This window comes from Campylobacter sp. CNRCH_2014_2849, from assembly GCF_025772845.1.
GTDB lineage: Bacteria > Campylobacterota > Campylobacteria > Campylobacterales > Campylobacteraceae > Campylobacter_D > Campylobacter_D lari_D.
The window spans coordinates 1-13,938 of the sequence record NZ_JAKMSW010000006.1; the positions used below are offsets into that span (position 1 = coordinate 1).

11 protein-coding genes and 1 tRNA gene are annotated in these 13,938 nt (G+C 28.5%); 9 read left to right on the forward strand and 3 right to left on the reverse strand.

From position 1 onward, the window contains the following. Window positions 1–40 precede the first annotated feature (40 nt). Window positions 41–1,387 carry an ATP-dependent DNA helicase gene (locus L8X33_RS04955; RefSeq protein ID WP_263670108.1) on the forward strand — a complete coding sequence of 449 codons (1,347 nt, stop codon included), beginning with the start codon at window positions 41–43 and terminating at the stop codon, window positions 1,385–1,387. Next, entirely contained in the window at window positions 1,384–2,034 is a 651-nt protein-coding gene (locus L8X33_RS04960; protein WP_263670110.1) for a flagellar basal body-associated FliL family protein, read from the forward strand. The genes L8X33_RS04955 and L8X33_RS04960 overlap by 4 nt, the downstream gene beginning before the upstream one ends. Here the strand turns inward: L8X33_RS04960 and lolA are convergent, their stop codons facing one another. Beyond that, window positions 2,035–2,541, reverse strand: coding sequence for a LolA-like outer membrane lipoprotein chaperone (gene lolA, locus L8X33_RS04965; RefSeq protein WP_263659319.1), 507 nt, complete (start codon window positions 2,539–2,541; stop codon window positions 2,035–2,037). A 119-nt stretch (window positions 2,542–2,660) separates the two neighbouring features. Here lolA and secA point away from each other — a divergent pair, with 119 nt between their 5' ends. The 7 genes from secA to L8X33_RS05000 all read left to right on the forward strand — a co-directional run bounded on the left by secA (window position 2,661) and on the right by L8X33_RS05000 (window position 10,181). Continuing rightward, window positions 2,661–5,252, forward strand: a complete 2,592-nt coding sequence (gene secA, locus L8X33_RS04970; protein WP_263670112.1) for a preprotein translocase subunit SecA — start codon at window positions 2,661–2,663, stop codon at window positions 5,250–5,252. 8 nt (window positions 5,253–5,260) lie between these two features. After that, window positions 5,261–6,550 carry a sigma-54-dependent transcriptional regulator gene (locus tag L8X33_RS04975; protein ID WP_263670113.1) on the forward strand — a complete coding sequence of 430 codons (1,290 nt, stop codon included), beginning with the start codon at window positions 5,261–5,263 and terminating at the stop codon, window positions 6,548–6,550. 9 nt (window positions 6,551–6,559) lie between these two features. After that, on the forward strand, window positions 6,560–7,579 hold the full coding sequence (locus L8X33_RS04980; protein WP_263660564.1) for an aspartate-semialdehyde dehydrogenase: 1,020 nt from the start codon (window positions 6,560–6,562) through the stop codon (window positions 7,577–7,579). 11 nt (window positions 7,580–7,590) lie between these two features. Further along, window positions 7,591–8,097 carry a YqhA family protein gene (locus L8X33_RS04985; protein WP_087699510.1) on the forward strand — a complete coding sequence of 169 codons (507 nt, stop codon included), beginning with the start codon at window positions 7,591–7,593 and terminating at the stop codon, window positions 8,095–8,097. A 14-nt stretch (window positions 8,098–8,111) separates the two neighbouring features. After that, window positions 8,112–9,134 carry a uroporphyrinogen decarboxylase gene (hemE, locus tag L8X33_RS04990; protein ID WP_263670114.1) on the forward strand — a complete coding sequence of 341 codons (1,023 nt, stop codon included), beginning with the start codon at window positions 8,112–8,114 and terminating at the stop codon, window positions 9,132–9,134. Further along, on the forward strand, window positions 9,131–10,039 hold the full coding sequence (locus tag L8X33_RS04995; protein ID WP_263670116.1) for a radical SAM protein: 909 nt from the start codon (window positions 9,131–9,133) through the stop codon (window positions 10,037–10,039). Before hemE ends, L8X33_RS04995 begins: the two co-directional genes overlap by 4 nt. 67 nt (window positions 10,040–10,106) lie before the next feature. Further along, window positions 10,107–10,181: transfer RNA gene (locus tag L8X33_RS05000), tRNA-Asn, on the forward strand. Between the two features lie 102 nt (window positions 10,182–10,283). Here the strand turns inward: L8X33_RS05000 and L8X33_RS05005 are convergent. Continuing rightward, window positions 10,284–12,686, reverse strand: coding sequence for a tetratricopeptide repeat protein (locus L8X33_RS05005; protein ID WP_263670118.1), 2,403 nt, complete (start codon window positions 12,684–12,686; stop codon window positions 10,284–10,286). An 8-nt stretch (window positions 12,687–12,694) separates the two neighbouring features. After that, window positions 12,695–13,930, reverse strand: a complete 1,236-nt coding sequence (serS, locus tag L8X33_RS05010; RefSeq protein ID WP_263670120.1) for a serine--tRNA ligase — start codon at window positions 13,928–13,930, stop codon at window positions 12,695–12,697. Window positions 13,931–13,938 lie beyond the last annotated feature (8 nt).

Genomic DNA, 13,938 nt, shown 5'->3' on the forward strand with positions numbered 1-13,938 from the left:
TTAGTTGAGTTTTAGTAGATTATAATATAATATTAGGATGATGTTAAATAAATTAGATTTTTTCTTAAAAGATAATAATATATTTCTAAGTGGTTCTGCTGGAGTTGGTAAATCATTCTTAACTACAGAACTTGTTAAATTATATAGAAAACAAGGTAGAATTGTTGTTGTATTAGGTTCTACTGGATTAAGTGCATTTAATATAGGAGGAGTTACTTTACATAGTTTTTTTGCTTTTAAAAGATGTCAAAATTATGATGAGTTATATTATGAAGATAGAAAGCAAAGGGATAAACTAGAAAAATTAAAGAGAATTTTAAAGCAATGTGATTTATTAATTATTGATGAAATTTCTATGATAAGTGCATCTTTGATGGAAATGATTTATTATAGATTAACAAGAAGTGACTTTAGTGGTAAAATTTTATTAGTCGGTGATTTTTTTCAACTTCCACCTGTAATAAACTACAAAGAGAATCAAAACACTTTATTTCAAAATACTCTATATGCTTTTTCTTCTCAAGCTTGGAATGATTTAAAATTTGTCAATTTAAAGCTTAGTATTACTAAAAGAACTTTAGATAAACAATTTTATGAATATTTATTTTTTCTTAGAATTGGCAAAGTAAATCAAGAAATACTAAGTTTTTTTAAAAAAATGTTAATTTATCCAAAAGATTTGCTTGAGTATATGGACGAATATACCCTATTGTGTGCTACAAATAAAAAAGCTAATTGTATAAATGCTAAAAAATTAAATCTTTTACAAGGTAAAGAAAAAATATTTAAATCAAGAATGGAAAAATTAGATTATACTTTAGATGATAAAATTTATGAGCAGTGGATTAAAGGATTAAATTCTTTAGAGGAGTTAAAATTAAAAATAGGTTCTAAGATTATTTTTTGTGTAAATAATAAAGAGGAAAATTATTACAATGGAGAACAAGGAATTATTTTAGATTTTATAAAAGATAAAGAGCAAGAATATATTCTGATAGAGAAAAATAATGGTGAAAGATTGAAATTAAAACCATATGAATATACCTTAGAAGAGTATGAGTTAGACAAAGATGAAAAACTAGAAGTTAAGATAAAAGCTAAATTTGTTCAATTTCCTATAAAGTTAGCTTATGCTATAACAATCCATAAATCTCAAGGTATGAGTATAGATAAGCTTATATGTGATATTGATGGAATTTTTGAAAAAGGACAATTATATGTATGTTTATCAAGGGCCATTAATCCTTGTAATTTAAAAATCATATATAATTATAAAATACCTTTTGAGGATTATTTTTTAAGAATTTTAAAAACCGATAAAGAAGTGAAAAAATTTTATTTACAGGAAAAATTTATAGATTTAGAAGAAGATGAGGAGATAATATGAAATGGATTATAGTTTTGCTTTTAATGTTTTTTAATATCCATGCTAGTTCCTTGAGTATAGAAAATTTTAGAACTGATTTATATTCAAAGGTTGGAAATAATACTTTAAAAAAAATTGAAATGAATTTAGATTTTGAAGGAGAAAATTTAGATCAAAAGAAAATTATAGATGCTTTAAATACCATTGTATCTAGTTATTTTTATGAAGATTTATTTACAGAAGTTGGTAAAAATAATTTTAAAGAAACCTTGCTTAAATTTAGTAATAAAAAATATAAAACTCAAATTAAAAATATTTATATTTTAAAAATTAATTCGGTAGCTAAGTTTGACTTGGAAGAATTTAAGCGTTTTATAAATGATTTGGAAAAAAAAGATGACAATACAATAAAAACTATCAAACAAAAGAAAATTCAAGATAATTCCAAAGTTGCAAAAAATACGGATCAAAATAATACTCAATCAAAAGATATAAATACCGATCAAATAAACAACAATGATAAAGATGATAATAAAAGTTTTAATCAAGATACTAATACAAGTAAAGAGGCTATGGATATGATTTTAAAAACCATGGAAAAAACTCAAATGCAAATGTTAGCTCCAAGTAAAGAACAGCAAGATTTGTTTAATGAAATACCATTTTGATTATTGAATAATATCAAAATGGCTTGGGATTTTTGGTATAAAAATATTTTCGTTGATATTTTGATCAAATTTCTGATTATAAAAATAAATACTAACTAAGTTTCCTAACTCATCTTTATAAGAAATATTACTAAGATTATCATTTTTTAGTTTGATATTATATGTGATATTTTCGTATTTTGCTTCATAATTTTCATGAGATATTAATTTTGCATTTTTAAAAATTTCTTGAAGATTTGGTAAATTTTGCAATTGAGTATAAATGGCTTGTTCTAACTCAGGCTCTATGATAATAACTTCTTTGTGATTGATATAAATTTGTTTTTTATTTGGTTTAGTATAATTCCAAAAGGCTTTATTTTGAGTAATGATAAAATTTCCTTTATAATTTAGTGAAGAATTATTGCTTTGCACCTTTTGTTCAAAATCACTACTAAAATTTTTAAAATTTATATCAAAAGCAAAAATACTACAAGCAAATAACATTAAAAATATAAAATATCTCATAATTATCCTTTAAAAATTTTGTAAATTATATAAAATTTATCCAAACAAAACTTTTTATATAGTTCTAATTAAATTCAAGGTATAATCTAGCATATATTTTTGTAATTAAAGGTAAAAAAATGTTTTCTAGTGTATTTAAAGCAATATTTGGCACAAAAAATGATCGAGAAGTAAAAAAATATTTAAAGAGAGTTGCACAAATTAATGCTTTAGAATCAAAATACCAAAATTTAAGCGATGATGAATTAAAACAAGTATTTATAGAATTTAAAACACAAATTCAAAAAGAAGAACAAACTTTAGACCAAATACTGAATGATGTTTTTGCGATAGTTAGAGAAGTAGGAAAAAGAACTCTTAATATGCGTCATTTTGATGTGCAATTAATTGGTGGTATGGTTTTACATGATGGAAAAATTGCTGAAATGAAAACTGGGGAAGGTAAAACCTTGGTTGCAACTTTACCTGTTGTATTAAATGCTATGAGTGGTAAGGGTGTGCATGTGGTTACCGTAAATGATTATTTGGCTAAAAGAGATGCAGAGCAAATGAGTGCTATTTATAATTTTTTAGGTTTTAGTGTAGGTGTGATACTTTCAGAACAAAATAGTGATGAGGCACATAAAAAAGCTTATGAGTGTGATATAACTTATGGTACAAATAATGAATTTGGCTTTGATTATTTACGCGATAACATGAAATTTTCAAAGCTTGAAAAAGTACAAAGAGAGCATAATTTTGTTATAGTTGATGAAGTAGATAGTATTTTAATAGATGAAGCAAGAACTCCGCTTATCATAAGTGGACCTACGAATAGAACTTTAGACGGCTATGTTAAAGCAAATGAAGTAGCAAAACAAATGCAAAAAGGCCAAGCAGCTACTACTCCTCAAGAATTGCCAAGTGGTGATTTTGTTGTCGATGAGAAAAATAGAACTATTATGATTACAGAGGCTGGAATTTCTAAGGCTGAAAAATTATTTGGAGTAGAAAATTTATATAGCTTAGATAATGCAATATTGGCCCATCAGCTTGATCAGGCTTTAAAAGCGCATAATTTATTTGAAAAAGATGTGCATTATGTATTAAGAGATAAAGAAGTTGTAATTGTTGATGAATTTACGGGAAGATTAAGCGAGGGAAGACGCTTTAGTGATGGTTTACACCAAGCATTAGAAGCTAAAGAAGGGGTAAAAATTCAGGAAGAAAGTCAAACTTTAGCAGATATTACTTTCCAAAATTATTTTAGAATGTATAAAAAGTTAGCAGGCATGACAGGTACTGCACAAACTGAGGCAACGGAATTTTCTCAAATTTATAATTTAGATGTAGTTTCTATACCTACAAATATACCAATTGCAAGAATAGATAAGGATGATTTGATTTATAAAACTCAAGAAGAAAAATTTAAAGCAGTTATTGAAGAGATAAAAAAAGCAAATGCAAAGGGTCAGCCAGTTTTAGTGGGAACTGCAAGTATTGAAAGAAGTGAAGTATTTCATAATATGCTTGTAAAAGAACGCATTCCTCATCATGTGCTTAATGCTAAAAATCACGAGCAAGAAGCTTTGATTATCCAAGATGCAGGTAAAAAAGGTGCAGTGACTATAGCTACTAATATGGCAGGTCGTGGGGTTGATATAAAAATAGATGATGAAATAAGAGCTTTAGGCGGGCTTTATATTATAGGAACTGAGCGTCATGAAAGCAGAAGAATAGACAATCAACTTCGTGGTCGTGCAGGGCGTCAAGGTGATCCTGGTGTAAGTAGATTTTACTTAAGTTTAGAGGATAATCTTTTGAGAATTTTTGGTGGTGATCGCATAAAAAATATCATGGAAAGATTAGGTATAGAAGAGGGCGAGCATATAGAAAGTCGTATTGTTACAAGAGCTGTTGAGAATGCGCAAAAAAAAGTTGAAAGCTTGCATTTTGAGAGCAGAAAACATTTGCTTGAATATGATGATGTGGCAAATGAACAAAGAAAGACTATTTATAATTATAGAAATGAATTGTTAGATGAAGAATTTGACTTGCAAGATAAAATTTTAAAAAATATTGCCGAGTATAGTAATCACTTGGTAAGCCAAATTTATCTAAATGCAGAACTTGAAGATGATGTTAAGCATTTTGAAAGCTTAAAGCAAAAAGTAAGTTATGAGTGTAATCTTGATCTTAGCGAAGCTGATTTTAAAGATTTAGGTGTAATTGAAGCAGAAAATAAATTAAGTGAAATTTTAGAAAAAGCTTACAAAGATAAAATGAATATTATTGAAGATAAGGAAGCCAGAAGAATTGAAAGAATTCTATATCTTCAAATTTTGGATAATCTATGGAGAGAGCATTTATACCAAATGGATATTTTAAAAACTGGTATAGGTTTAAGAAGTTATAATCAAAAAGATCCTTTAGTAGAATACAAAAAAGAAAGTTATAATCTTTTCATGGAGCTTGTTGAGCGTGTTAAATTTGATAGTTTGAAATTGTTATTTAATGTAGTTTTTACTCAAAAAGAAGCACAGAATTTTGAAGAAAAAAGCCATGAGCAAAACGAGCAGTTTTTAGCTAGTACTACAGAAAGTGGTGTTAATGAAAATGGTGAAGCACAAATTACTAAAGTACCTAGAAATTCACCTTGTCCTTGCGGTAGTGGTAAAAAATATAAAGAATGTCATGGTAAAAGTGGTCCTAAAAAGGGTATTTTAGCTTAAGGTTTGAAATGAATTTAGTTATAGTTGAAGATGATATAAATATGAGAAAATCACTCGAAATTGCTTTGAGTGAGTATGAAGAATTTGCTATAAAATCTTATAAATCAGCAACTGAAGCTTTAAAAAAACTAAATGATGATGTTGATTTGATTATTACAGATATTAATATGCCGGGTATGGATGGTATTGAATTTGTGCAAGCTTGTGAGAATAAATATGATTTTATTATTATTACAGGTAATGCAACGCTAAATCGTGCCATAGAAGCAGTAAGACTTGGAGTAAAAGATTTTCTAGTAAAACCATTTGATATTAATACTTTAGTAACTGCGATAAAACGCGCAAAAATAATTCAAGAAAAGACTTCTAAAAAAACAAACAAAAAGATTATCAAAAAAGAAGAAAATCAAGATTTTTATGGCACTTCTAAAGCTTTGGAAGATTGTTTAAAATTGGCTACTAAGGCTGCTAAGACAGATGCAAGTGTGCTTTTTTTTGGAGAAAGTGGGGTAGGTAAAGAAGTTTTTGCAAATTTTGTGCATAAAAATTCAAAAAGAGCACAAAAACCTTTTGTGGCTATTAATATGGCAGCAATTCCATCAAATTTGATAGAAAGTGAGCTTTTTGGTTTTGAAAAAGGTGCATTTACCGATGCTAATACTACTAAAATAGGGTTGTTTGAGCTTGCTAATGAAGGCACTTTGTTTTTAGATGAAATAGGTGAAATGCCTTATGAAATTCAAGCAAAATTATTAAGAGCCTTGCAAGAAAAAGAAATTACAAGATTAGGAAGTACTAAAAGTATAAAGATTGATGTAAGAATTATTAGTGCAACTAATGCTCATATAGAAAAAAAGATTACAGATAATGAATTCAGACAAGATTTATATTATAGGCTTAATACTATTCCTATTAATATACCACCACTAAGAGAGCGTCAAGAAGAAATTTTGCAAATTGCACAAAAGGTATTACTTGATACATGTAAAGAATATGATTTTAATGAAAAAACTTTAAGTCAAGAAGCACAAGATGCTTTGCTAGCTTATGATTTTCCAGGCAATATTAGGGAGTTAATTTCTATTATACAAAGAGCTTGTATTTTAAGTGAAAATGATGAGATTAGCGCTCAAGATTTATTCTTAGAAAGTAGAAAAAGTAAAGATATTAAAAATCTTGAAAAAGAATTGATTTTAGAAGCTTTAAAAAATTCGCAAGATATTGCAGAAGCAGCTAAGCTTATAGGGATGAGTGAAAAAATTTTTAGTGAAAAAATGAAAAAATACAATATTACTTAAAAAGGATGGATGATGAAAAAAATAGCCATTGTAGGTGCAACTGGAGCAGTCGGAGAAGAGCTTTTAAATGTTTTAGATGAGCTTGATTTCCCGGTTGAAAGTATTTTACCATTAGCAAGTGCAAAAAGCGCAGGCAGTGAAGTAGAATTTAGAGGAAAAAGTTATAAAGTAAAAGAATTAACTCCAAATGTTTTTAAAGAAAATCCTGTAGATATTGCTTTTTTTAGTGCCGGAGGAAACATAAGTGCTGAGTATGCAAAATACGCAGTAGAGTGTGGTGCTGTAGTGATTGATAATACTAGTCATTTTAGAATGGATGAAAATGTTCCTTTGGTAGTTCCTGAATGCAATAGCGAAGATATTAAAGATTGGGAAAAAACAGGAATTATTGCTAATCCAAATTGCTCTACTATACAAATGGTACATGTTTTAAAACCACTTGATGATGTATTTAATCTAAAAAGGGTAGATGTAAGTACTTATCAAGCAGCAAGTGGTGCAGGTAAAGAAGGTATGGAAGAATTAGTTCAAGGAATGCAAAGTTTTTTTGCTTTTAAATTAGATGAATTTGAGGCAAAAACTTTTCCATATACCTTAGCTTTAAATTTAATTCCTCAAATTGATGTTTTTAGTGAAAATGGCTACACTAAAGAAGAATTAAAAATGGTAAATGAAACGCAAAAAATATTGCATAAAAAACTTGAAATTTCAGCAACTTGCGTAAGAGTTCCTGTGCTTAGAAGTCATAGTGAAGCTATTACTATGCATTTTGAAAAAGATGTTGATGTTGCTAAGGTTAGAGAGATACTTTCTAAAGCACCAAGTGTTGTTGTGATTGATGATGTAGAAAATAAAAAATATCCTATGCCACTTTTTACAAGCGATACTAATGAAACTTATGTAGGAAGAATTAGACGCGATATTAATCATAAAAATATTTTACACTTATGGTGCGTGGCTGATCAAATTCGTGTAGGAGCTGCTACAAATGCAGTGCGTATTGCACAAAAATGGCTAGAATTGGTTTAAAAAGGAGAAAAATGTTAGAAAGATTTTTTGAAAATTTATTAGTTAAAAGTCGTTTAGTCACTATTTTGCCTGTAATTTTTGGCCTTATAGGAGCTTTTGTTTTATTTTTTATTGCAAGTTATGATGTGATTAAAGTTTTAAAATATGTATTTGAGTATTTTATGTTGCCTAATTCTACGGTAGATTTGCATGAGGATATTGTTGGTTTGATTATAGGGGCTGTAGATTTATATTTAATGGCTTTAGTTTTATTTATATTTTCTTTTGGAATTTATGAACTTTTTATTAGTGAAATAGAAGAATTTAAACAAACTAAACAGTCAAAAGTTTTAGAAGTGCACAGTTTAGATCAACTAAAAGATAAGCTTGCAAAAGTTATTATTATGGTTTTAGTCGTAAATTTTTTCCAAAGAATTTTGCAAATGCAACTAAATACGGTTTTGGATATGACTTATCTTGCAGGTTCTATTTTAGCTCTTTGTATAGGACTTTATTTTTTACACAAAAGTGATCATTAAAATAAGGAATAAAAATGATTTTTATTGATGCATGTTTTAAAAAGTCAACCCCTTATACTCCAGTTTGGATGATGCGCCAAGCAGGAAGATATTTACCTGAATATATGCAGGTTAGAGCAAGTGCTGGAGATTTTTTATCACTTTGTAAAGATTATAAAAAAGCGAGTGAAGTTACCTTACAACCAGTAGATATTTTGGGTGTTGATGCAGCTATTATTTTTTCAGATATTTTGGTAGTACCTTTAGAAATGGGTATGGATTTAAAATTTGAAAAAGGCGAGGGCCCTATATTTTCAAATCCTATTAAAACAAAAGAAGAATTGGAAAGATTAGATGTTGAAAAAAGCATTAAAAATCTTTCTTACGTTTATGATGCACTAGCATTTACTAGAGAAAAACTTACACAAGATAAAGCTTTGATTGGTTTTTGTGGAAGTCCTTGGACTATTGCTACTTATATGATAGAGGGTGGTAGTAGTAAAAATTATGCAAAGTGTAAAAAATTAGTCTATCAAAATCCTGAATTTTTACATCAAATTTTATCTAAACTTACTTTTGTTTTAAAGTATTATATTCAAGAGCAAATTAGAGCAGGTGCTAATGCTATACAGATATTTGATAGTTGGGCAAGTGCTTTAGAAAAAGAAATGTTTTTTGAGTTTTCTTTTAAATATATGCTTGAAATTGCTGATTTTATAAAGGAAAAATATCCGCATATTCCTGTGATTTTATTTCCTAAAGGGGTAAGTGGGTTCTTAGATGATATAAATGGAAATTTTGATGTCTTTGGAGTAGATTGGAGTACCCCTTTAGAGTTGGCTAAGGAAAAACTAGGCACTAAATATACTTTGCAGGGTAATATGGAGCCTTGCAGACTCTATGATAAAAAAGCTATTGAACAAGGTGTGGATAAAATTTTAAATATTATGCAAGATAGTGCACATGTTTTTAATCTCGGACATGGAATTTTACCTGATATTCCTGTTGATAATGCTAAATATTTTATCAAGCTAGTTCAAGAGAAATCTAAAAAGTGAGTAAAATAACTTTTGGGCCTATAAGTTCAAGAAGATTTGGACTTTCATTGGGAATTGATTTAAGTCCAAATCAAAAACAATGTAATTTTGACTGCGTTTATTGTGAATTACAAGCTGCAAAACCTTTGGAAAAATCTTTAATTTATCCTAAAATAAAAAATATTATCGATGAAGTACAAAGTGTATTGAAAGGTAATGTGCAATTTGACTTTTTAACATTAACTGCAAATGGTGAGCCTACTTTATATCCTCATTTAAAAGAATTAGTTTATGAGTTAAATAAAATAAAACAAGATAAAAAACTCTTAATCCTAAGCAATGGTAGTGGAGTTTTAAATTCGGATATTTTTGATGCTTTAATGTATATTGATGTAGTTAAATTTAGTCTTGATAGTGCAATGGAAAAAACTTTTTATAGAGTTGATAGGGCTTTAAAGCAAATAAAACTTGAAACAATGATAGAACAAATGATCGCCTTTAGAGAGAAATTTTTAGGTGAGCTTGTTATGGAAGTTTTAGTTGTCAAGGGATTGAATGATAACAAAGATGAGATGTTGGCTTTAAATGAGGCATTTGACAAGATAAGACCATCAAGAGTGGATTTTAGCACTATAGATAGACCGCCTGCGTATCCTGTTAAAGGTATATCTTTGGAAAAGTTGGAAGAATTAAGTATGTATATCACTAGTGTGCCTGTTGTACTTGCTAAACATTATTACAAAGGTGAAAAAATTGATTTTAATATCCAAGAGCTCTTGAAGATGCTGCAGCTTAGAGCGCAAAGTGAATTTGATATAGAAAACAAATTTAGTCAGCATAGTAAAGATATATTAGAAAAATTAATTAAAGAACGAAAAGTTGTTGTAGAAAATTTAGCAGGAGTAAAATTTTACAAAAAAGCGTAATTTTTTATAAAAAATCTTGACAAAAAAGTTTTTTTCTTATATAATATCATTTCTTATTTATTGATGTTCCGGATTAGCTCAGCGGTAGAGTAGTCGGCTGTTAACCGATTGGTCGTAGGTTCGAATCCTACATCCGGAGCCACTTCATAAAGTTAACCTCATGTATATTTTATAATAATCTAATTTGTAATTTATAATTATATTTTTTGATAGTTAATTAGTATTTTCTTATTTTATGAAAATACTAATTTTTAATATCAAAAGTAAAAAATTTACTTTCAAAATTATTCCCTACTTTTTCATATTGAAACATAGCAGGTTCTAAATTTTGGACTTCATGATATAATAGTCCTAGTGCAAGTCTTGCTTCTAAGGTTTCTTCATTTTCTAATTTTGCAAGCTCTAGTAAAGCTATGGCTGAATTTGGATTATTAGAACCTATCGCTGCTACTGCGGCTAAAAATAAAGTTTGTGCATCTTTGATTTTATAATCATCTATTAAGATATTGTAAAGCGTATATGCTTCTTGATATTCTTTAGCAAAAATATCAACATAAGCTAGAGCAAAAATCAGCCCGATGGAATTTTTATTACTCATAGCAAGTCTTTTTTTTATGTCATTTCTAACATGATTTAATAAGCCTGTAATTTGCATAAGTGTCACATAGCTGTCTTTAACTATACCAGCTCCACCAAATAAAGAATTATAATCAAGCTTGGTTGTTAAAAAATACATTTGTGCTTGTTTGGCATACTCTTTAATATCAAGATTTGTGTTTTTAGAATTAAAATATAAAATATTGCTAATAATATCCTCACCGAGCAAATCTTTTAATTCTTTTATTTTTTGATTTCTTAAAATTTCAAGATTATTGCCATTAGCAGCTACTATAGCAAACATTAGTTCTAAAGGAGTATTTTTGCTATTTGAAAGGTTGTCTAAATAAGGAATCATAGCAGTAAAGTCACTTTTAACTAGATGTAGTAAATATTTATAGATATTATGATTTTGATCGATATTATTATCTGCTTGTAAATTTTCCAAAAGTTCATTAGCAAGTTTGGTATAATCTTTTTTTACTAAATCCATGCAATATATGGCAAAAATACCTGCAATATAATTTTTTGGATTTAAATGATAAGCAGTTGAAAAATGTTTATATGCATTATTATAATCTTGCAGTTGTGCATAAGTTAAAGCAAGATTATAATGAATTACATCATGAGCATGATAAATTTCACTTAAATTTTTAAATTCTTGATTTGCTTCTCTTAGATGAAAATTAAAAGCTAGATTGATAGCATGAGATAATTCCACATTAACGCCTGATAAAGCTTTGCTTTTAACAAGCAATTCATTTTCATACTCATACCCTTGTATGAAATTTCCCAAATCAGCTTTTGTGATGAGCTCCATGCTTTGTTTTATATCAAAAACGCGATAAGGTGAAAAATAAAAAAGTAAATCATAAATTTGTTGTTTTCCTGTGATTAAACTTTTGGCAAAATGTTGCTGCGCTATATCAATATTTGAAAAATTTCTTTTTAGTCTTGTTTTTATGTTATAGTATTTTGAGCCAATAGCTCTATCTTTTACATATAAAGTTTTTAAAATTTGTGCACCATTGTCAAATTGGCCTGTTTTTAACTCTACTAAAGCTAGAGCCATTTTGCTTCTTATGGTTTGATTTTCTATTTTTGATGCTTTTTCAAGATATTCTTTAGCTTTTTTATATTCTCCTAGTTTTGCATATAATAAACCTAAGGGTAAGCTTGCTTCATAATCTTGTTGCTTTTGCAGAAGATTAATGGCGTTTTGATCAGATTTTAATAATGCGTAAATTTTTGCCCCAAGGTAATAAGACTCTCCTTGATAGCTGTTGATATTACTTGAACGCATGAACATTTGTAAAGCCTCTGGATAAAATCCTTGATAGTAATTAATTAATCCTAGATAATAATCATACAAAGAAGATTTAGAATCTTGTGGTAAATGTACTCTTGCTAAATCAAGATAATATTTAAATTTCTCTTTATCGCCTAGATTAAAATAACACACAGCTATATTAATAGCTGCTGCAACTTTGTGTTCTTCTAATTCTAAAGATTGTTTGAAATTCTCAACAGCACTAATATAATCTTTTTGTTTCATTTGGGCTACACCAAGATTATAACTAGATAAAGATTGATTGAAAATATTAATATTATTATAAAGCTCTAAAGCACTTTCTATATCACCTTTTTCATATAATAAATTTGCCTTTTGTACTACAAGATCTAAAGCAGATTGTTTCACCTTTGTGATACTTGTACTAGCATTATCTTCTAAAATTGGATTATTTGTGATTACTTTTTTATCTTCTTTAAAAACAAGAAGTAAAACTAAAATAATAAATAAAATTAGAGCAAGAGCACCAAGTGTTGAAATCAAAATAAGAAATTTTTTATCAAAAAGCTTTTTCTTTTCTTCAGGTTGTGATGCTTGAGGTTCTTCCTCTACTCTTTGAAAAGTACTTTCTTCTTCCTCTAATTCAGGAGGTATTGTGTCAGGAGGGATAGTTTGTTCTTCCACTCCTGGATTTTCATCAATCTCTGAAAAAGCTTTTTCTTGATTATCTTGTTCTTTAGGTGTTACTTCTTCGGCCATGTTTTCTCTTAAAAGTATTTTCTTAATGCATCAGGAATTCTTATATTTCCATCTTTTTCTTGATAATTTTCCATAATAGCTACTAAGGTTCTACCAACAGCTAGCGAAGAACCATTAAGTGTGTGAACTAATTCATTTTTGCCCTTATCGTTTTTAAAACGGATCTTTGCACGTCTTGCTTGAAAATCTTTACAATTTGACACAGAGCTAATTTCACGGTATTTGTTTTGCGATGGAAGCCATACTTCTAAGTCTACTGTTTTCGCAGCAGAAAAGCCCAAATCTCCCGTGCAAAGCATTAAATGCCTATGTGCTAGACCCAAAGAGCTTAGTAAATCACTAGCGCAATTTAACATTTCTTCAAACATCAATTCACTTTGATCAGGCTTACATATACTAACAAGCTCTACTTTTTCAAATTGATGTTGCCTTATAATACCTCTTGTATCTCTACCCGCGCTTCCTGCTTCTTGTCTAAAACAAGCACTATAGCAGGTCATTTTTAAGGGTAGTTCTTCTTGAGTTAAAATTTCATTAGAATAAAGATTAGTTACAGGAATTTCAGAAGTTGAGATGAGATATAAATCATCATTTTCTACCTTATACATATCATCTTTAAATTTAGGAAGCTGTCCTGTGCCATACATGGTTGCGCTATTTACTAAAAATGGTACATTAACTAGCTCAAAACCTCTACTTCTATTAAAATCAATCATATAATTTACCAAGGCTCTACTTAGTAAAGCTCCTTCATTTTTAAGTACACAAAAACGACTTTGTGAGATTTTAACCCCTCTTGTAAAATCAAGCCAGTTTAATTTTTCTCCCAAATCATGATGTTCTTTGATTTCAAAATCAAAACTAGGAGGTGTCAGAACTTTTTTTAATTCTATATTTTCATCTTCATCTTCTCCAAAAGGCACGCAATCATCAGGGATATTTGGTATTGCTAGGGCAATTTGTTCTAGTTTTTCTTCTAGCGTGCTAACGATTTTTGACTGAGTATTGATTTTTTCTTTATTTTGGCTTAGTTGTACCTTTAAGCTTTCTTTATCTTGTGCTGTTGCAAGCTCTTTACTAAACTTATTTTGAAAAGCTTGAAATTCTTCCAAAAGTGCTTTTTCTTTTTTTAAATTTATAAATAAGTCGCTAAGTTCTTTGAGTAAATTTTCATCTACTTTTTTAGCTTTTAGTTTTTGTGCAATTTTATCAAAATTATTTTGCAAAAGTTTTAAATCTAACATTCTAACTC